The following is an 18,126-nucleotide window of genomic DNA, read 5'->3' on the forward strand; positions in this document are numbered from 1 at the left end:
TGTGTGAAACTTCTTATTCAAAAAAATCAAGTTCGGCAATAGATAAAGAATTGCCATTGCCAGCAATCACCTTCGATTCTATTTTTATATAACGAGCCGTAACAGGCGTTGCAAAGTTGTGTTGTCTCTTTGTGGGGTCATTTATAAGATTTCCAAATTCAAAATCCGAAACAGGCTTCCAGCTTTGTCCATCATCACTCATGTATAGCGTTCCTTTTTCCATCATGCCTTTGGCGTTGGATGTTTGCGGCGTGTAAGCAAATTGTTTCAGCGTATAGTTTTCCCCAAATCAATTGAAATAAACTGGTTGCTGCCTGTTGTATCACTGGCCCAAAAAGTATTGTTGTCAGCATCAAAAGCAAGCGCCGCTTTATTTTTTCCGATTCAGTACTTGTTGCTATCAACTTCCAGGTTAATTTAGGAATGCCAATTTTTTCCGAAACCATACTTCCTTTATCCGTTTTAGTAAAGGCAACGGCTTTCACTTCGCCTTTATGCATTTCAAAGGGTTTTGTATAAAGCGAAGAACTTTCAGTCGGTTTGCTTCCGTCTGTTGTATAATAAATTTTCACCCCGGAATTAAGATATGCTTCAATACTCTTGTCGCCCGACTTCCAGTAATGCCAGCTAAAACCATCTTCTTTAATGCCAATAGAAACCAAGCCGTTTACATCTGTTGTTACCTGTAGTTGTGGCGGCCTTGCGGTGTAATAAAATGCAGCTACATTACTAATAGCTGGTGCGTATCGAACCTGGGTAACGCGAATTCTGAACTTGTCAGACGTTACTTCAGGAAAACGTAAAATTCTTTTGTAGCCTATGTTTGTGGCCTGCGCTATTTCTTTCCAACTTCCCTCAATCCAGGCATCAACGGCATGCTTTTCCACTCTTTCAGAATGTGTGCTAATTGCTTCCTGCAACACAATACGATTAATGGTTACGGCAGATGGTGTTGATATAATAAGCTCTCCGCCGTCTTTCCCCAAAAGTTTATAGCTTGCAATATTATTGTCTAATACCTTTTGTTCTCCATTGGCGTTTTTAAAAAGATTGTTACCATAAGTTTCTTTGATGCGTTTACCTGCCTCTAAAAGAGCGTTAATATCTCTGTCAGAAAACTGGCCTTTTCTGTTGGGTGGAATATTTAAAAGAAAGATAGAATTGCCGCCAACGCTTCTTTCATAAATATCAAAAATATCATCGGCACTGCGCACGTTTTGTTCTGTATCATTTCGGTAAAACCAACCTGCTCGAATAGAAGTATTGGTTTCGGTTGGTAATGAATAAACTTTGCGTCCATAAGTTCTTCGCGGCTTCCTAACGATTTGCCGGTCAAGTCGGGGAAATAATTAGCCGTATCCGGGTTAAAAGGATAAGCAATCGTATTCCATTCTGTATTGCGCGTGGCACCGGCTTCGTTTCCGGCCCAGCGAATATCGTTCTTACCAAAAATAACCGCTTTTGGCGCTAGCGTTCTAATCAGTTTTTTCCATGCAATGTAATTGTATTTCTGTCCGCCTTTTGTTTTTGGATGTGCGCCATCAAACCATACTTCACTTATTTCGCCATATTCTGTAAGCAGTTCAAACAACTGGTTTAAAAAATACTCGTTATAATCATCCACCTTAAATTTAAAAGTTGTTTTATTAGCAAAGGGCCTTCCGGCAACTTTACGCGGAATGGTTCTTTCCGTGTATTTGCTCAGGTTTCCGTATAAGCCTTCTGGGCTTTCTATTTGATACAAATCAGCCGGCGATAAATAAATGCCCAACTTCAATCCATATTTTTTACAAGATGCGGCCAGCTCTTTTACAACATCTCCTTTGCCATCTTGAAAGCCTGTACTCATTACGCCATGCTTTGTGTATCGGCTTTGCCATAAAACAAAACCGTCGTGATGCTTGGCGGTAAAAACTACCATCTTCATACCAGCATCTTTCATTACACGGCACCATTGGTCGGTATCTAAAGTTTTCAAATCAAAAACCTTTGGATCTTCCATACCGCTGCCCCATTCTTTTGTTGTAAAAGTGTTGGGTCCAAAATGTATAAAGGCAATGTATTCGTTCTTTAGCGCATCGTATTGATTGGCGGTTGGAACTACATGTGCGGCCTTAATAATTATCTGTTCTTTCGAATCCGTGGGCAGAACCGGATAAGTGCTTTTGGGAGTTAAAATCCCCTTTGTTTGAGCGTTTGTTGCACATGTAATAACCATACCACATAGCAGAACCGTAAATTTTCTAAACATAGCAAAGTCTATTTTTCAGTAGATAAAAATAAGTATTTATTGTTCCCCTTAAATGGAATATTCAATGATTTAAATAGAGTATTCAATGTTATAAAAAGTAAACCTCTCGAAAGCGTTAATGTAATAACGCATTATCTTTAAGGGCTTAATTGCAACTAAAAATTTTAAGATGGTTTCTTTAAAACTAATTGCTCAATATTTCGTTTTAGCGATATTCATTTTTAACAACGATTGTATAGCGCAAACAGCGGTTCAACGCAATATTTTACATAAGATAACAAATGAACAAAACCTTAAGTCGTTGCTATTAACGCCTGAAGAATGGGTGCCTTATCCAAAGTATAAAGACAGAGCAGGATGGGAAAATTTTTTGGGAACGTATAAGAATGCACTTATCAGCGAAGGAGAAAAAAGTTAGATTACCAATGGCAGGTTATTAAGGCAACAGATTATTTGGAGTATTCGCGAAGCGGCTCAAGAGTAATAATGGAAGCGCCGTATGGTCAAAATATGACAGCCATTACCAACCTGTTCCTGGCAGAAATGGCTGAAGGAAAAGGCCGATTTTTAGACCAGTTAATAAATGGCATATACGCTGCATGTGAAATGACGACCTGGTCTGCCTCGGCACATCTACCTCTGCAATTAAATAATAAAACGTTTCCGGATCACAACCAGCAAATCATTGATTTGCTTTCGGGTAATGCCGGTTCTTTATTTTCATGGATATATTATTTTTTGCATCATGAATTTGACAAAGAAAATACATTGATTGCAGCTCGTTTAAAATATGAAATTGATCGCCGTATTTTAACACCCTATATGAACATTGATCATTTATGGTGGATGGGTTTTAGCGGAGATGAAAATCGTATGATCAACAACTGGAACCCCTGGTGCAATAGTAATGTACTTCAGGCATTTGCTCTTATGGAAACAGACAAAGAAAAGTTGGCAAATGCTGTTTATCGCACCATGAGGTCGACGGATAAATTTATTAATTATACAAAAGAAGACGGCGCTTGTGAAGAAGGACCATCATATTGGGGACATGCCGCCGGTAAGCTATACGACTACCTGCAAATATTATATGATATCACAGGTGGAAAAGTTTCCATATTTGATAAGCCGTTAATTAAAAAAATGGGCGAATATATTTCGCGCAGCTATGTTGGAAATGGCTGGGTCGTAAATTTTGCGGATGCATCAGCAAAAGGCGGCGGCGATGCCGGACTTATTTATCGCTATGGAAAAGCCGTAAACAGCAATGAAATGATGGCTTTTAGTGCTTATCTGGTAAAACAGGGAGGCCACGGATTATCATACGGTGGCGGAGATATGTTTAGAACCTTACAAGGTCTTAAATTCAATAAAGAAGTGATGGGTATAAAACCATCTCTGCCTTCGGCTGATTATACATGGTATCCGCAAACGGAGTTTTGTTATATCAAAAACGGTAAATACTTTTTTGCTGGTAAAGGAGGATTTAATAATGAAAGCCATAACCATAATGATGTGGGTACTTTCTCATTATATATAGATACGATTCCTTTTTTATAGATGCCGGAGTAGGAACTTACACAAGACAAACGTTTAGCAGCGAACGCTATTCAATATGGACGATGCAAAGCAATTATCATAATCTTCCTTTGATAAACGGCGTTGCTCAATCTGACGGCTCAATGTATAAAGCGCAACATGTAAGTTTTAATGCGTCTAAAAGCCGATTTAGTGCAGGCATTAGCGCTGCATATAAAAAAGACGCAGCTATAAAAATATGGCAGCGAACTTATACCTTATCGGCAAAAGGATTAGTTATAGAAGATGAGTTTGAATTAAGTAAGATCATATCTCCGTCTGTCATTAATTTTTTAACATGGGCCAACCCCGATATTTCTAAACCGGGAATAGTTGAGTTGATTAGAGACGGTCGAAAAGTAACGCTTGCTTATAATAAAAATGTATTTGAAGCCAGGATAGAAACTATTCCGTTAGAAGACAAAAGGCTTTCCAACGTTTGGGGTAATGAAATTTACAGGCTTTCTCTTGTTGCAAAAAAGCAGGCACTAAAGGATAAATACCAGTTTATTATCAAATAGAAAAACAAATTCCGTCAAAGGCAGGACTTTTTTGGAAAGAAAGGGAAACGCATAGATGTCCTTTTAAAAGAAACCGCCGTGTCAAAAGACATGGCGGTTTCTATAAACATAAAACAACTTGTTCATATTAATCCAGTTTCTCTGGCCGCATTTGCGGAAACAACAACACATCCTGAATGGAAGGCTGATTGGTGAGCAACATGCAAAGCCTGTCTATTCCAAAGCCAATGCCCGATGTAGGTGGCATACCATATTCCAAAGCACGCAGAAAATCATAATCAATAAACATGGCTTCTTCATCGCCTCGTTCTAAAAGCTTTGCCTGTTCTTCAAAACGTTCGCGCTGCTCAACGGGGTCGTTCAGTTCGCTATAAGCATTTGCAATTTCTTTACCATTAATCATTAGCTCGAAACGCTCTACCAGTCCGGGTTTGCTGCGATGCTTCTTCGTAAGCGGACTCATCTCTACCGGGTAATCAATAATAAAAGTAGGTTGTATATAATGATGCTCACATTTCTCTCCAAAAATTTCATCAACCAATTTGCCTTTGCCCATTGTTTTATCTACATGAATGCCTAATTCTTTACATACATTTTTCAAGCCCTCTTCATCCATTTCACTTACATCAAATCCGGTATGTTCTTTAATAGCATCATAAATAGAAACTCTTGCAAATGGCGCTTTGAAAGATATTTCTTTTTCGCCCATAGCCACATTAGTTGTACCGTTCACATCTAAAGCAGCTTTTTCCAGCAGTTGCTCGGTTGCTTCCATCATCCAGAAATAATCTTTGTAGGCCACATAAAACTCAAGCACGGTAAACTCCGGGTTGTGTGTACGGTCCATTCCTTCATTTCTGAAATTGCGGCTAAACTCATACACCCAGTCAAAACCGCCTACAATTAAGCGTTTCAGGTAAAGTTCGTTGGCGATGCGTAAATAAAAAGGAACATCCAATGCGTTATGATGCGTAACAAAAGGCCTTGCCGCAGCACCGCCCGGAATAGATTGTAACACGGGCGTATCAACTTCAATGCACCGCGTTCGTTCAAAAACTCACGAATGGAATTGATCAATTTTGTTCTTTTAACAAATGTTTCTTTTACCGATGGATTGATAACTAAGTCTACATAACGCTGGCGATACTTGAATTCGGGATCGGTAACTTCATCAAACACATTTCCTTCTTCATCTCTTTTCACAACCGGTAAGGGTTTCAGCGACTTTGATAATAAAGTAAGCGTTTGGGCATGTAAAGAAGTTTCGCCGGTTTTGGTGATAAATACATAACCTGTTGCACCAATAAAATCGCCAAGGTCCAACCCGTTTTTAACCACGTTATCCCAAAAGCTTTTATCCTCATCCGGGCAAAGCTCATCTCGCTTTACATACAATTGAAAAATGCCTTGTTTGTCTTGAATTTTTATAAAGAAAACTTTTCCTTTATCGTTAATGCTCATAATACGTCCGGCCACACTTACGCTGGCGAAATCGTCTTTATTTTCTTCGGAAAAACTATTTTTAATAGCTGCCGAATAATGCGAAACGGGATACGCCGCCGCCGGATACGGATCAACACCCGTATCTTTTATTTTCTGTAATTTTTCTCTTCTTATTTGCTCCTGTTCTGATAAATGTTGTACGCTCATTAATTCATGTTTTCAAAAATGTTCAAAGAACCCCTTCGGGAAGGTGCAAAGATAGTTTGAAACAAGTACACATAAACAGCCTGTAATAGGCGGGATTCAAAACAGTAAGTACGGCATTCAAAAGATGGAAAATTGCGTTAAACACTTTATCTACTTTTAGAATAGAAAACGTGATGCAGGCATTATTATCAATCAAAAAATACTGATATGAAGATTTTTTTAACGAACGGTTTGTTCGTTACTTTTTTATTTTTCTAACAGCGCTTCCGCTTCTTTCCACACATCCTCTTTCATCAACTTATTAATCGCCGGAATATGCGGGTCCTTGGTTTTATCTTTTCCAGCCTCGCTACGTTGTTTAAGGTTTTTTAATACTTGTTGCAAAGGACCTTTGTCACCAGCTTTTGCACGGAGAATGGCTTGCTCAACCGAATATTTAAACGCTTCGTATTCGTTATTAACAGCATTTTCAAAACTGCGTTCCACCTTTTTCCCTGCATTTTTTTGCATGCAATATATGTCCATATTCATGCAACACCACAACGATTAACCTGTCTTCGGGAAATGCCGGCCGTGGTTGATTAAAATAAGACTGGTTAAGCTGTATTTTTTCTTTGCCCGCCCGCCCCGGCCCTTTCATTGATGTGAAGAACTCTACGGCCGTGCCTTCCTTTTCTATTTTTTTCAACTCCTTCCACAATTTGGGGTAAGTCTTTTCAACGAAGGCGTTCACTTCCTTATCATTGGCTCGCTCCTGATGTGGAGCCTGGGCAAAAGCGCCTATACAGAAGAGAATACATATTGATAACAGTGCATAAATGCGTAACATATTAGGTGTTTTGGTTGAAAAGGTTGATATTTCTCACAGAATACGCAGAAGTTCACAGATTGTTAAACTTCTGTGTCAATCTGTGTTTTCTGTGAGACACTTTTGGCTTACACTTTCGGCAAACTATACCCGTTATGATAAGGCGCCATCATATATTCCTTATTTAATTTGTTATCTGTAAACTTTTCCGCAGCTTTATCCCAAACCACTTTTTCTCCACTTCGATAAGCAATATTACCCATCTGACAAACGGTGGCTATATGTGCTCCTGTTTGTATCGGGCAGTTAAGGTCGCTCATTTTTCTGGACTTTATAACGTCAACAAAGTTTTTAGTATGTGCGTCCAACCCGTTTTCCGACGGAGCTTTTCGCGCAACGCTTATTTTTTTGTCACTATTTTTCTCTTCAATTACCTCCCATCCTCCGCGGTCCAATTCCAGTGTAGCATTATTTCCTATAAAAGCAATGCCATGGTCTTTTCCAAAATTTCCATTGTCAATGCCCATTGCATGATCCCAAATCAGGTTGAAATTATCAAATTCATACAAAGCAGCTAATGTATCAGGAGTTTCCTGTAAAGATCGGGATAAGCAAATTTGCCACCCAAAGCCGAAACGGTTTTTGGCACAGGCGCTTTCATTCCAAAAATGGCGTAATCCATCAAATGAACTCCCCAATCGGTCATTAAGCCGCCTGCATAATCCCAAAACCAGCGAAAGGTGAAATGAAAGCGGCTGCTGTTAAACTCCCTTGTTTTAGCAGGCCCCAGCCACATTTTATAATCTACACCGACGGGAGGCGCACTATTTGGAACAACGGGCCCGGGCTTCATCCAGCCCTGGTAACACCACACTTTTACCGTTCTGATGTTTCCTAGTTGACCGCTATGCACAAAATCAATAGCATCTCTAAAGTGTTGCTGGCTGCGTTGCCATTGCCCGGCCTGCACCACTTTGTTATATTTTTCTTGCGCGGCTACCATGGCGCGACATTCCATGATAGAATTTCCAACCGGCTTTTCTACATAAACATCTTTCCCGGCTTGTACGGCGTGAATCATTATCAGCGCGTGCCAATGATCGGGCGTACCAATGATGACAGCATCCACATCTTTATTATCCAACAAACCACGATAATCGCTATATGTTTTGATTTTTGATGTATCAATATTTTTTTCTTTAGTTCTGCCAGCCGCTTATCCAACACGTTTTTATCAACATCGCAAAGGGCTGCCAACCGTACGCCGGGAATTTTAAGTATGGACATGGTATTGGACCAGCCCATTCCATTTATGCCAATAGCCCCAACGTTGATCTCTTCTGCTGCCGAAGTAGCAAAACGCGAAAAGTTCTTTGTATTAAAAGATTGAAGGGCAAAGCCGCCCACAGCCAATGCTGATGCGTTTGCAAGAAATCGTTTTCTGGATTGCATGAGAAGTAGTTTGTTTTTCCAAATATACTAAAACAAACTAGTATGCAATCGATTACAAACATTAAAGGGCCTCTAACTTGAAGCCCTTTAATGTTTGTTTCAAAAGATCTATTTTTTATCTTCCTTATATTTCTTTTCGGCTTTCTTAGCTTTTTCAAAATCGAGCACAACACCGTTAATGCAATAGCGAAGGCCGGTTGGCGGCGGGCCATCGTTAAATACGTGTCCGAGATGGGAGTTGCAACGGCCGCATTGCACTTCTGTACGAACCATCCCGTGGCTTTTATCTTCCAGATAAATGATGCTGGTTTTGCTAAGCGGCTCGTAAAAGCTGGGCCAGCCACAGCCGCTATCGAATTTTGTATCGCTTTTAAATAAGGCGTTTCCGCAAACTGCACAATAGTAAGTTCCGATCTCTTTAAATTTTTCGTACTTACTGCTCCATGCCATTTCGGTTCCTTTTTCCCGGGCTATATAATACATCTTGTCCGGTAATATTTTTTCCACTCTTCGTTACTAAGTTTTACATCCGACGTGTCGGTCCTGGAATAAACCGGGTTGTTTTCTAGCTTCATTTTGGCAGAATCTTTTTTGAGGAAGATGAGGTTTGCGACTGGCATTGTTGAAACAGGCAACAAATGCTAAATAATATTAATAAGGAGTATTTCATATATATAAAACAATTGAAGAATACAAAAAGTTGACTGCTGCAAATCGGGTATTGCAGGTTTTCACGTTTTATAACAAAATATACGTAAAAACCCAAAGTTTAGCTTTGCTATATTATATTTGTTCATATACATCAAACCAATTTACGTAATGTTTAATTTAGTTTTATTTGGCCCTCCAGGTAGCGGCAAGGGCACACAGGCAACTAATCTTATTGAAAAATATAAATTAGTACATCTTTCGACAGGCGATTTATTAAGAAATGAAATTGCCAACAAAACGCCGCTTGGTTTAGAAGCAAAAAAAATTATGGATGCCGGACAACTGGTGCCCGACGAAGTGGTTATTGGCATTATTGATAACTGCCTGGAAAAAATGCTGATGCAAATGGGTTTTTATTTGATGGTTTTCCACGCACCATAAATCAGGCTAAGGCGCTTGATAAATTGCTCGAATTGAAAAAAACGCAGATAAATCTTGTATTGGCTTTACAGGTAAACGAGGAAGAATTGGTTAGAAGGTTATTGGAGCGAGGAAAAACTTCCGGCCGATCAGATGACACAAGCGAAGAAGTGATCAGGAAAAGATTTCAGGTTTATTCTAACGATACGGAACCTGTTGCACAACATTATAAAGAAGACGATAAGTTTAAGGCCATTCCCGGCGAAGGCTCTATTGACGATATCTTTAACGGCCTCACTCAGGCGATTGATGAATATAATAGCAATAAATAATTATTGGGTTAAGAAGAATAAAAAAGAGCTGGCATTGCCGGCTCTTTTTATACACTTTTAAATACACTATTTGGATAATACAGAATCTGCCTGTTCAATGCTGGAAAGAACAACATCCTTCATCTTGTTTACAGATTGTAACTGTATTTTAAGATAATCGATTCTGGCGGGTTCGTTATCTTTTAAAGAATCATATTTGAAACCTTCCATCCATTCGTGCATAGTAACATCAGCATAGCTAAGGCTTTTAATTGTGCTATCTAATAAGGCAATACGTTCTGCATTTGTAGTTGCAGATTTGTTTTTTAAAGAATCTAACTCCGATTGAGCCTCTTTTTGAAGACGTTGAAGTTTCATCATTTTTGGCATTGCTACATCGTGGCCATCCAAAACCTGTTGTAGCAAACTATCAGATAAAGATTTTGTGGGTTCGGCATTCTCTGATGTACCGTTTTTACAAGCCAGAAGAACACAGGATAAAAAGATGAAAGTAATAAAACGCATAATTAAGTTTTTATAAAGTTTAGGTCAATGATTATTTAGATTTCTTCACTCTTTTATTTTAATATCTGATAAGCCACCAGGCTAACCACATAAGCCAGAAAGGTCATGTAAACTAATTGTATCATTGGCCATTTCCACCCTCCTGTTTCTCTTTTCACAATAGCAAGCGTACTCATACATTGCATAGCAAAAACATAAAACAGCATTAGCGATACGCCGGTAGCCAATGTAAACACTTTTGTGCCGTCGCTAAAGGTGGCCCGGTGCATTCTATCCTGCAACGCCAGGTTTTCTTCCCCGTCGTCTTCAACGCTATATAAAGTAGCCATCGTGCCTACAAAAACCTCTCTGGCCGCAAATGAAGTGATCAATGCAATGCCGATTTTCCAATCATATCCTAAAGGAAGGATAGCCGGTTCAATGGCTTTACCCATAATGCCTGCATAAGAGTTTTCAAGCTTTGCAGTGCCATATTCTTCTTCAATTGCCGTTGTATCTGCATTGGGTTGCGCCAACAATTGTTCATAATGAACATGCGCTCGCTCCATTCTTTCCTTAGGCCCGAAGGAACTTAAAAACCAAAGCGCAATGCTAATAATCAAAATAATTTTACCTGCCTGAAGGGTAAAAATTTTAGCTTTCTCAATCATTGTTTGTCCGGCATTCTTCCAGCGCGGAGACCTGTAAACTGGCAACTCAAGGATGAAAAAACTCTTTTCTTTGATCTTGATAAACCATTTGGCTACGTAAGAAACAGCCATGGCAAACACAACGCCGATAAGATAAAGCCCCATCATTACCAAACCCTGCACACTAATAAAACCAGCGATATAATTTTCCGGGATTACAACGGCGGTCAAAATAATATACACCGGCAATCGGGCGGAGCAGCTCATTAGCGGCGTTACCAAAATGGTAAGCAACCGTTCTTTTCGGTTTTCGATATTACGTGCGCTCATAATGGCCGGAACGGCGCATGCAAATCCGCTGATCATGGGCATTACACTTTTTCCGTTCAGGCCTACGGTTCGCATGATCCGGTCAGTAAGAAAACTGATGCGTGCCATATAACCTGTATCTTCCAGTAACGTGATAAGTCCAAACAAGATCATTATCTGTGGAATGAAGATGATGATTCCTCCGAGGCCAGCCACAACTCCGTTAATCAGCAAGTCAGAAAAATTATTTTCTGGTAAGATGCTTGCCAGCCACCCACTAAAAGCGGCAGTTCCGCCATCTATCCAATCCATCGGATACGACGCGAGCAGGAAAACACACTGAAACAAAAGAAAAAGTACCGATAATAAAATTACATATCCCCAATACCGATGCAGAAAAATATTATCAAGCCTTTCTGTAAGTCTTGATTGCTTTTGCGGATCAGGGAAGGTAACCGTCTGGCTGAGAATATGATTGATTCCTTTATAACGTTGCACAATTTCTTCTGCCTGCGTACGCGCAGGGTTAAAGCCGTGATCAATTTCGGCCTGTTCAATTTTTTCCTGTACATCTTCTTCAAGCGGAAACGTTTCGTGATTGATCAGGTAGTGAACGGCTTCATAATCGCCGATATGAGGAACCGCCTGTTGTACTTGTTTAATAGCGTCTGGCGCAAGTGCGGCTACATCAATAAAACTTCTGGCCGGCGGTTTATATAAATTTCCTGCTACCAGTTCAATAGCTTTTTTAAGGGCGTCGATACCTTTGTTCTTACGTGGATTTACTACAACAACCGGCACACCAAGCTCCCGCTCCATTTCGTTGATGTCGATCTGTATGCCTTTTTTCCGGGCAATATCCATCATGGTAAGCGCAACAACGATAGGGCGTTTAAGATCTATTATTTGCGTGCAAAACAAAAGATTTCGTTTCAGGCTGCTGGCATCGGCTACGGCAACAATAACATCGGCTTTAATACTGGTATCCTGGTCTAAAATTACTTTATAAGCAACTTCTTCATCTAGTCGGCGCGGATACAGGCTGTACGAACCTGGCAAATCAATCACTTCCGCAGTTGAATCTCCCAATTTTGTAATACCGGTTTTTTTATCAACCGTAACGCCCGGAAAATTACCCACTTTTTGGTTCATCCCAGTAAGGGTATTAAACAACGAGGTTTTGCCGCTATTGGGATTTCCCGTTAATGCTATATGTAACATTGAATTTTTCAATACGAAGTTGTTTAAACTTATTTTTTACCACATAGAAACATAAACTTTATGATAAATAGAAAACATAAACACATATTAGTATTCAATTGCCTGAGGCTATGACCCGCCTTCGGCGGATGCTATATATCCTCAAACGAAGCAAATGCTATGTATCTATGTGGTTTATTTTAAAAGCTAAACAGGTTCTACGTAAAACCGCAAATTTAACCGCCTTATTTATAAATATGTTTACGAAATACGGAGTTTTATGTCAACTTTAAAATAGTACCGCACGATCTTTGTTTACCTTTACTCCAATTAGCGTATTATAAAACGAATAAAAGAAGATCAATGGCACTTCTTAAATTGGAACTGGATACCCAGGAAATTATCGACAATTTTTTTGACGATACGCGACTTTTGGGCATTGTTACAACGGTAAAAGACTATCGTTTTTGCTGGAATCTCAATAATATGTTAGAGATCAATTTCCGGATAAACCACGATATCGAAATAGGGTTAAAGCGAAAAAAAGACAATATTTCTTTTCAGTTTATGAATATCATGAACCCAACAGCGCACTTTCATTATTTATACAACAATCTTCATGACGGAGAGTTTCTTTTACCTGAATTTAAAAACCTCGATTTTTTGTGGTTGATGAAAAACGACACGGTAACGGAGGAATATCTTAACCAGATAAAAGCGATGTTGCGAAATATTCCAGGTGTGCAGTTAGTGACGGAGCTTACCAATGAAAAGATCAAAAACAAAGAATACCTCATTTTTTAAAAACGTTACTATGTGGCAGGAAGCAAATAACAAGTTGTACAAAAAAGTGGAATTCAAAGATTTTAGCGAGGCTTTCGCTTTTATGACAAGGGTTGCCATTGAGGCTGAAAAAATGAATCACCATCCTGAATGGAAAAATGTGTACAATTCAGTTGAAATATGGCTTAGCACACACGATGCTGGCGATGTGGTGACAGAAAAAGACAGGAAACTTTCGCAGAAGATCGACGCCCTTTTACCACATTAACATCTGCTTTACTTAAAGCATGGAAGAAAGTTTTTCACCTCCTTTAATACCGAAATCCAAAGTGCGTATTGGAAAAGGAATAGAAATATCATTTTCGTCAAATGCCTTCTTAATCAGTTTTATAGCTTCGCTGCGGCCCTGCCAGAAAGTGGGTTGATCGCCAGAATTAAACCAAATAAGAATCGAAAATTCTATTGAAGAGTCGCCAAACTTATCATAGAATAATTGCGGCTCAGTAAACTCAGATAAAACACTTATTTGTTTGACCGCTTCTAACGCGACCCTTTCCACTTTTTCAAGATCGTCTCCATAGGAAACGCCTACTTTGAGGTCAAGTCTTCTTTGGCCTAAAGTCGAAAAATTAATAAGTGGATTTTGAAAAATATCTTTATTAGGAATAGAAACGATCTGACCCTGGAAATTTCTGATAACTGTATGCCGTAAATGTACTATCTGTACCACGCCGTAATGATCTTTGCTCTGAATCGTCTCGCCCGATTTGAAGGGCCGCTGTAGCGCGAGAAAAACACCCGAAACAAAGTTGGCCGCCGTATCCTGAAATGCAAATGCCAGCGCCAAAGTAATCACCCCGGCACCAGCTAAGAGCGTTTTTACTGTAGCGTCCAGTTGCAACACCTTTAGGGCCGAGAAAACAACGATTCCAATAAGTAACAGATGAATGATGGACGAAATCAGGTTTGTCAGGTTTTTGTGCTTAACAAACCGCGAGATTATTTTTTCTAGAATCCTTTTTAAACGATTTACAATGAAAATACCTAATACTAAAATGATACACGCCAACAACAGGTTTGGTAAAATAGCAATGGCATCAGTAACCCATGTGTCTAGCTTTTTCGAAATAATATCATAGGCTTTTTTGAAACTGATGTTCATGATTGATGTTAGTTTGGTTAGCGTACACTAATAAGTTGTTCGCAATTTGTGGATATTTCCAAATACCCCTATTTTTGCCGTCCTTTTATTTAGCTTTAATATAATTATGTCAATAATACAAAAAATCCAGGACAAATACGGCAAAGTAATGGCCATCATTATTGCTTTGGCGCTCGTAGTGTTTGTGATAATGCTTGCTTTTGAGAACGGTGGTAGTTTATTTAGAGGCGACACCACAACCGTGGGTAAAGTAAATGGCGAATCGGTCAAATACGATAATTTCCGTGCCATGGTTGATCAGCAAACCCAGATGATGCAGCAACGCGGCATGGGAACCAACAGCGAAATGCTGGCCCAGCAAGCGAATGAAGGCGCATGGAATACAGAGATAGCAAGAATACTTCTGACACAGGAAGCAGATAAATTAGGTATGGAGATCGGAAAAAAGAACTGAATGATTTACTGTTCGGCCGAAACCCTCCACCAGATTTAAAACAAGCTTTCACTGATCCACAAACTGGTGTTTATGATCCGTCTGTAGCACAGCAACAAATCAATCAGATAAAAAGCAAAGGTACACCTGAACAAAAAGCGCAGTTAAATGCTTTTATAGACCAGATGCTTTTTCAGCACCTGGCTCAAAAATATGATGCTTTGTTAACGAACAGCATCAACTTTCCTAAATGGATGGTTGAAAAAGAAAATGCACAAAACAGCTTAATATCAAAAGTATCTTTTGTAAGAGAGCCTTACGCGAGCATTTCTGATTCAGCGGTTAAAATAACAGACGCCGATATCAAGGCGTATGTAGACGCACACGAAAATGATTTTAAACAAACAGAAAGCCGCAGCGTTTCTTACGTCGCATTCAATGCTCAGCCCAATGCTGCAGACAGTGCACAAGCTAAAGAAAATCTTCTGGCGTTAAAGCCCGCTTTTGACAGCGCAAAAAATATGAAGGATTATTTGATGACTCAAAGCATCAATAATTACTATGATGGCTATATCAGCGGCAACCGCATACAGGTTCCGGTGAAGGATTCTATTTTTAAAGTAGGAACAGGCAATGTGTACGGACCCTATGTTGACGGTGGAAGTTATGCTCTGGCTAAAATTGTTGCAGCAAGGCAAATTCCTGATACGGTAAGTGTAAGGCATATTTTAATAGGTCTTTTTCAACAAGATCCGCAATCGGGTCAAAGGGTTCAAATAAGAGACACTGCCACTGCTAAAAAACTGGCGGATAGTATTTCTTTAGTTATAAGAAACGGAGGCAACTTTGATTCTTTAGCAGCTAAGTTTTCAGATGATCAGGGAAGCGTGCAAAATGGCGGAAAAATTGAAAATATCCCCTCTGGTCAAAACGTTCCGGAGTTTAATGATTTTACTTTTACAAATCCGGTAGGAACTAAAGGAGTGGTTAAAACGGAATATGGATATCATTATGTAGAAATTCTTTCTCAAAAAGGAAGTGCAACTGGTTATAAAATTGCTTACCTGAATAAACCAATTGAAGCGAGTACGGAAACAGATATGGCAGCGAATAGCGCAGCTACAAAATTTGCAGGTGAAGCAACAGATCAAAAATCTTTCGACGCGGCTGCAGATAAACTTCAAAAGGAAAAAGGAATTTATAAATCTGTTGCGCAGGACCTCCAGCCAACAGGCTCTATGATACAAGGCGTTGGTGCATCGCGCTCGTTTGTAAAGAGCGTTTATAATGCAGATCTTGGAGACGTTATTCAGCCTGAGCGTGTAGGAGATTTCTATGTAGTTGCAGTGGTTACGGAAGTGAATAAGGAAGGAACAATGAGCCCCGCAAAAGCAAGAGCAATGGTTGAGCCTTTGCTTGTTAATCAAAAGAAAGCAGAGATCATTACTCAAAAAATAGGTAAGATCACATCACTTGAAGCAGCCGCCAAAACATTAAATAAGCAGGTTGAAACAGCAGATAGCCTTCGCTTCGGCGGGCAACCATCCATGTCTTTAGGTTTTGAACCCAAAGTGATTGGTGCTGCATTTAATAAGGCTAATGTAAACAAGGTGATCAATGAGGCGATTCCTGGTACACAAGGTGTTTATGTAGTTAGGATTGATAATTTATCGAGCACACCGGTTCAGGCAGCAAACGTAGAAGAGTTAAGAAAAATGCGTTCCATGCAAGCCAGGCAACAAGCTCAGTTCCAGTCTTTACAGGCATTGAGAGAGGCCGCTACTATAAAAGACAATCGCAGCAAGTTTTATTAATATCAGTAATTGATAAATATATTAATCCCGGCCCAGTGCCGGGATTTTTTTATACATCTGAACAGTTCGCCAGCTATTATGTTATTTTTAAGTATGGAAGAAGTTATCAGAAATAAAGTAGCCGAAAGTGGCATTATCACATTAAACCTGGAGGATTTTTATCCAAAAGAAGAGATTGTCATTTTCGATATCAAGGATTATTTGTTTATGGAAATGATACTGAAAGAAAAAGATTTCCGCGAAGCGCTAAAGCAACACGATTGGCAACAATATACTGGTAAAAACGTAGGAATTACTTGTACCGCTGATGCTATTGTACCTCTTTGGGCTTATATGCTGATAACAACTTACCTGCAACCGATAGCCAATTATGTAGCTGCAGGCGATGTGGATGAACTTAAGAAAAGAATATTGCTAAAAAATATCAACGCCATAAACATCAACGAGTATATTGACAAACGCGTAGTTATAAAAGGTTGTGGCGATATCTCTATTGGCGAATTTGCTTACGCAGAAATTACGCGTGTGTTATTGCCCGTTGTCAAAAGCCTGATGTATGGAGAGCCTTGCAGCACAGTGCCGGTTTATAAAAAAGATAAACAGGAGTCCACGGGTTCTCACAGATTAACACAGAAGTTTCATTTTCCGTATACTTCTGTATTTTCTGTGAGAAATATAAACCAACGCTGCAATTAATCTTTTTATTTCAAACCCATCAAAACCTTCTTTATATCATCATATTGTTCCCATGGAATAAAATGCCGTGCACCGTCCAGTATCAATAATTTTTTATTATGGTTGGCAACTAATTTCTTTTCAATATAATAAGCATTGCCAACCGGCACAAAACTATCTTTATTTCCATGCACAATCCATACAGGACATTTTACTTTATCCCAATCTTTTTCTATCAACTTAAGATCCTTTTTTAAATAGATCAATTCTTTATTACTCGGCCTGAAAGCGCCGGGAAGCAAGTATTTTAGCGGAAATTTATCCAGCACATATCTCCAGTATTCTTTTTTTCTTCAGCCGGATCAACGGATGCAGCAAGCAACACAATTCCTGAAAATAAGCCAGGGGTATTCATTTCAAGCTTTGCCACCAATGGGCCGCCAAGAGAATGGCCTATGCCATACATGGGTTGTTCGTTTTGGAAAGATTGAATAAGTGGTGTAAGCATAGCCGCCTGGGCTTCAAGATTCACCGCTTCACCAAACTGGCTATAACCAAAACCCGGCCGGTCAATGGAAATCATTCGATACTTGCTGAGTAATTCTTTATCGCGCATATATCTTTCAAAAGCATTCCATGCTCCGGGAGAGCCATGAAGAAAAAGCAATGTTGGAAGTGTGTCGCTTCCTGTTTTAGCATAATGAAGTGTAAAATTATTTACTTTAAAATCAGCGATTGTAATTGTTACGCCGGAATCGGCAAACAGCTGTTTAGCTTCGCTATCACTTATCCTGAATTTCATGCAGGACTGAGACATGATCAACCATCCTGCTAAAATTGCAAGACAGATCATCTTCCACCGTTTAAAAAATCGCTTCATTGTTGTTCTTTCTCATGGGTCGCAAATGGAAACCGATGAACCAAAAGATAAAGTTACTGGCAATGAGCCGAAAG

Annotated in this window: 24 protein-coding genes and 1 pseudogene; 9 read left to right on the forward strand and 16 right to left on the reverse strand. The window is 39.4% G+C overall.

Going from position 1 to position 18,126, the window contains the following annotated elements; genetic code table 11:
* Nucleotides 1-13: 13 nt before the first annotated feature.
* Genes MKP09_RS19625 through MKP09_RS19635 form a run of 3 tightly spaced genes read right to left on the reverse strand, consistent with a single transcriptional unit; the run spans nt 14 to nt 2,251 of the window.
* A complete protein-coding gene (locus MKP09_RS19625) occupies nt 14-271 on the reverse strand; it encodes a discoidin domain-containing protein (RefSeq protein WP_317235458.1) in 258 nt (85 codons plus the stop codon).
* Nucleotides 195-1,256 (reverse strand): FN3 associated domain-containing protein, encoded by a 1,062-nt coding sequence (locus MKP09_RS19630; RefSeq protein WP_240833337.1) that lies wholly within the window; start codon nt 1,254-1,256, stop codon nt 195-197. The genes MKP09_RS19625 and MKP09_RS19630 overlap by 77 nt, the downstream gene beginning before the upstream one ends.
* A complete protein-coding gene (locus MKP09_RS19635; RefSeq protein ID WP_240831983.1) occupies nt 1,145-2,251 on the reverse strand; it encodes an alpha-L-fucosidase in 1,107 nt (368 codons plus the stop codon). Before MKP09_RS19635 ends, MKP09_RS19630 begins: the two co-directional genes overlap by 112 nt.
* Before the next feature lie 169 nt (nt 2,252-2,420).
* Between MKP09_RS19635 and MKP09_RS19640 the strand changes: the two genes are divergently transcribed.
* The 3 genes from MKP09_RS19640 (at nt 2,421) to MKP09_RS19650 (ending at nt 4,350) form a co-directional block, all read left to right on the forward strand.
* A complete protein-coding gene (locus MKP09_RS19640; RefSeq protein ID WP_240831984.1) occupies nt 2,421-2,669 on the forward strand; it encodes a hypothetical protein in 249 nt (82 codons plus the stop codon).
* 35 nt (nt 2,670-2,704) lie between these two features.
* Nucleotides 2,705-3,811 (forward strand): hypothetical protein, encoded by a 1,107-nt coding sequence (locus tag MKP09_RS19645; RefSeq protein ID WP_240831985.1) that lies wholly within the window; start codon nt 2,705-2,707, stop codon nt 3,809-3,811.
* Nucleotides 3,812-3,873: 62 nt separating this feature from the next.
* Nucleotides 3,874-4,350 carry a heparinase II/III family protein gene (locus MKP09_RS19650; RefSeq protein WP_394801108.1) on the forward strand — a complete coding sequence of 159 codons (477 nt, stop codon included), beginning with the start codon at nt 3,874-3,876 and terminating at the stop codon, nt 4,348-4,350.
* A gap of 127 nt (nt 4,351-4,477) precedes the next feature.
* Here the strand turns inward: MKP09_RS19650 and lysS are convergent, their stop codons facing one another.
* The 8 genes from lysS to msrB form a co-directional block, all read right to left on the reverse strand.
* On the reverse strand, nt 4,478-5,368 hold the full coding sequence (gene lysS, locus MKP09_RS19655) for a lysine--tRNA ligase (protein ID WP_240831986.1): 891 nt from the start codon (nt 5,366-5,368) through the stop codon (nt 4,478-4,480).
* A complete protein-coding gene (locus MKP09_RS19660; RefSeq protein WP_240831987.1) occupies nt 5,263-6,000 on the reverse strand; it encodes an OB-fold nucleic acid binding domain-containing protein in 738 nt (245 codons plus the stop codon). Before MKP09_RS19660 ends, lysS begins: the two co-directional genes overlap by 106 nt.
* 246 nt (nt 6,001-6,246) lie before the next feature.
* Entirely contained in the window at nt 6,247-6,486 is a 240-nt protein-coding gene (locus tag MKP09_RS19665; protein ID WP_240831988.1) for a hypothetical protein, read from the reverse strand.
* Nucleotides 6,470-6,829 (reverse strand): hypothetical protein, encoded by a 360-nt coding sequence (locus tag MKP09_RS19670; RefSeq protein WP_240831989.1) that lies wholly within the window; start codon nt 6,827-6,829, stop codon nt 6,470-6,472. The genes MKP09_RS19665 and MKP09_RS19670 overlap by 17 nt, the downstream gene beginning before the upstream one ends.
* Before the next feature lie 107 nt (nt 6,830-6,936).
* A complete protein-coding gene (locus tag MKP09_RS19675) occupies nt 6,937-7,377 on the reverse strand; it encodes a hypothetical protein (protein WP_240831990.1) in 441 nt (146 codons plus the stop codon).
* A gap of 5 nt (nt 7,378-7,382) precedes the next feature.
* Nucleotides 7,383-7,955: a Gfo/Idh/MocA family protein gene (locus tag MKP09_RS19680; protein ID WP_240831991.1), complete on the reverse strand. Its 573-nt coding sequence runs from the start codon at nt 7,953-7,955 to the stop codon at nt 7,383-7,385.
* Nucleotides 7,892-8,260, reverse strand: a complete 369-nt coding sequence (locus MKP09_RS19685; RefSeq protein ID WP_240831992.1) for a hypothetical protein — start codon at nt 8,258-8,260, stop codon at nt 7,892-7,894. Before MKP09_RS19685 ends, MKP09_RS19680 begins: the two co-directional genes overlap by 64 nt.
* Before the next feature lie 108 nt (nt 8,261-8,368).
* Nucleotides 8,369-8,767, reverse strand: a complete 399-nt coding sequence (msrB, locus tag MKP09_RS19690; RefSeq protein WP_240831993.1) for a peptide-methionine (R)-S-oxide reductase MsrB — start codon at nt 8,765-8,767, stop codon at nt 8,369-8,371.
* Between the two features lie 312 nt (nt 8,768-9,079).
* On the opposite strand from msrB, the pseudogene MKP09_RS19695 reads away from it, so the two are divergent.
* Nucleotides 9,080-9,663 (forward strand): annotated as a pseudogene (locus MKP09_RS19695) (adenylate kinase).
* A gap of 66 nt (nt 9,664-9,729) precedes the next feature.
* Here the strand turns inward: MKP09_RS19695 and MKP09_RS19700 are convergent.
* Both MKP09_RS19700 and feoB read right to left on the reverse strand, forming a co-directional pair.
* On the reverse strand, nt 9,730-10,167 hold the full coding sequence (locus MKP09_RS19700; RefSeq protein ID WP_240831994.1) for a viral A-type inclusion protein: 438 nt from the start codon (nt 10,165-10,167) through the stop codon (nt 9,730-9,732).
* 53 nt (nt 10,168-10,220) lie between these two features.
* A complete protein-coding gene (gene feoB / locus MKP09_RS19705) occupies nt 10,221-12,326 on the reverse strand; it encodes a ferrous iron transport protein B (protein ID WP_240831995.1) in 2,106 nt (701 codons plus the stop codon).
* 342 nt (nt 12,327-12,668) lie between these two features.
* On the opposite strand from feoB, the gene MKP09_RS19710 reads away from it, so the two are divergent.
* The gene (locus tag MKP09_RS19710; RefSeq protein ID WP_240831996.1) at nt 12,669-13,109 is read left to right on the forward strand and encodes an IPExxxVDY family protein; all 441 of its coding nucleotides are present in this window, start codon (nt 12,669-12,671) and stop codon (nt 13,107-13,109) included.
* Between the two features lie 10 nt (nt 13,110-13,119).
* A complete protein-coding gene (locus MKP09_RS19715; protein ID WP_240831997.1) occupies nt 13,120-13,356 on the forward strand; it encodes a 4a-hydroxytetrahydrobiopterin dehydratase in 237 nt (78 codons plus the stop codon).
* Between the two features lie 12 nt (nt 13,357-13,368).
* On the opposite strand, the gene MKP09_RS19720 is transcribed toward MKP09_RS19715, so the two are convergent.
* Nucleotides 13,369-14,250, reverse strand: a complete 882-nt coding sequence (locus tag MKP09_RS19720) for a mechanosensitive ion channel family protein (RefSeq protein ID WP_240831998.1) — start codon at nt 14,248-14,250, stop codon at nt 13,369-13,371.
* A gap of 106 nt (nt 14,251-14,356) precedes the next feature.
* Here MKP09_RS19720 and MKP09_RS19725 point away from each other — a divergent pair, with 106 nt between their 5' ends.
* From MKP09_RS19725 to MKP09_RS19735, 3 genes are all read left to right on the forward strand, one after another.
* Entirely contained in the window at nt 14,357-14,704 is a 348-nt protein-coding gene (locus tag MKP09_RS19725; protein ID WP_240831999.1) for a SurA N-terminal domain-containing protein, read from the forward strand.
* 164 nt (nt 14,705-14,868) lie between these two features.
* On the forward strand, nt 14,869-16,497 hold the full coding sequence (locus MKP09_RS19730; protein WP_240832000.1) for a peptidylprolyl isomerase: 1,629 nt from the start codon (nt 14,869-14,871) through the stop codon (nt 16,495-16,497).
* A 93-nt stretch (nt 16,498-16,590) separates the two neighbouring features.
* Nucleotides 16,591-17,193, forward strand: a complete 603-nt coding sequence (locus MKP09_RS19735) for a DUF2480 family protein (protein ID WP_240832001.1) — start codon at nt 16,591-16,593, stop codon at nt 17,191-17,193.
* Nucleotides 17,194-17,198: 5 nt separating this feature from the next.
* On the opposite strand, the gene MKP09_RS19740 is transcribed toward MKP09_RS19735, so the two are convergent.
* Nucleotides 17,199-17,501: an alpha/beta hydrolase gene (locus MKP09_RS19740; RefSeq protein ID WP_240832002.1), complete on the reverse strand. Its 303-nt coding sequence runs from the start codon at nt 17,499-17,501 to the stop codon at nt 17,199-17,201.
* On the reverse strand, nt 17,480-18,025 hold the full coding sequence (locus MKP09_RS19745; protein WP_240832003.1) for an alpha/beta fold hydrolase: 546 nt from the start codon (nt 18,023-18,025) through the stop codon (nt 17,480-17,482). Before MKP09_RS19745 ends, MKP09_RS19740 begins: the two co-directional genes overlap by 22 nt.
* Nucleotides 18,026-18,126 lie beyond the last annotated feature (101 nt).

It is taken from the genome of Paraniabella ginsengisoli, from assembly GCF_022513635.1.
GTDB lineage: Bacteria > Bacteroidota > Bacteroidia > Chitinophagales > Chitinophagaceae > Niabella > Niabella ginsengisoli.

Excerpts from the sequence above, each read along its gene's own strand:
- MKP09_RS19635 (WP_240831983.1), bottom strand. The coding sequence starts at position 2,251 with ATGTTTAGAAAATTTACGGTTCTGCTATGTGGTATGGTTATTACATGT.
- MKP09_RS19640 (WP_240831984.1), top strand. The coding sequence starts at position 2,421 with ATGGTTTCTTTAAAACTAATTGCTCAATATTTCGTTTTAGCGATATTC.
- MKP09_RS19650 (WP_394801108.1), top strand. The coding sequence starts at position 3,874 with ATGCAAAGCAATTATCATAATCTTCCTTTGATAAACGGCGTTGCTCAA.
- MKP09_RS19660 (WP_240831987.1), bottom strand. The coding sequence starts at position 6,000 with ATGAGCGTACAACATTTATCAGAACAGGAGCAAATAAGAAGAGAAAAA.
- MKP09_RS19670 (WP_240831989.1), bottom strand. The coding sequence starts at position 6,829 with ATGTTACGCATTTATGCACTGTTATCAATATGTATTCTCTTCTGTATA.
- MKP09_RS19685 (WP_240831992.1), bottom strand. The coding sequence starts at position 8,260 with ATGCAATCCAGAAAACGATTTCTTGCAAACGCATCAGCATTGGCTGTG.
- MKP09_RS19700 (WP_240831994.1), bottom strand. The coding sequence starts at position 10,167 with ATGCGTTTTATTACTTTCATCTTTTTATCCTGTGTTCTTCTGGCTTGT.
- feoB (WP_240831995.1), bottom strand. The coding sequence starts at position 12,326 with ATGTTACATATAGCATTAACGGGAAATCCCAATAGCGGCAAAACCTCG.
- MKP09_RS19710 (WP_240831996.1), top strand. The coding sequence starts at position 12,669 with ATGGCACTTCTTAAATTGGAACTGGATACCCAGGAAATTATCGACAAT.
- MKP09_RS19715 (WP_240831997.1), top strand. The coding sequence starts at position 13,120 with ATGTGGCAGGAAGCAAATAACAAGTTGTACAAAAAAGTGGAATTCAAA.
- MKP09_RS19720 (WP_240831998.1), bottom strand. The coding sequence starts at position 14,250 with ATGAACATCAGTTTCAAAAAAGCCTATGATATTATTTCGAAAAAGCTA.
- MKP09_RS19725 (WP_240831999.1), top strand. The coding sequence starts at position 14,357 with ATGTCAATAATACAAAAAATCCAGGACAAATACGGCAAAGTAATGGCC.
- MKP09_RS19730 (WP_240832000.1), top strand. The coding sequence starts at position 14,869 with ATGCTTTTTCAGCACCTGGCTCAAAAATATGATGCTTTGTTAACGAAC.
- MKP09_RS19735 (WP_240832001.1), top strand. The coding sequence starts at position 16,591 with ATGGAAGAAGTTATCAGAAATAAAGTAGCCGAAAGTGGCATTATCACA.
- MKP09_RS19745 (WP_240832003.1), bottom strand. The coding sequence starts at position 18,025 with ATGATCTGTCTTGCAATTTTAGCAGGATGGTTGATCATGTCTCAGTCC.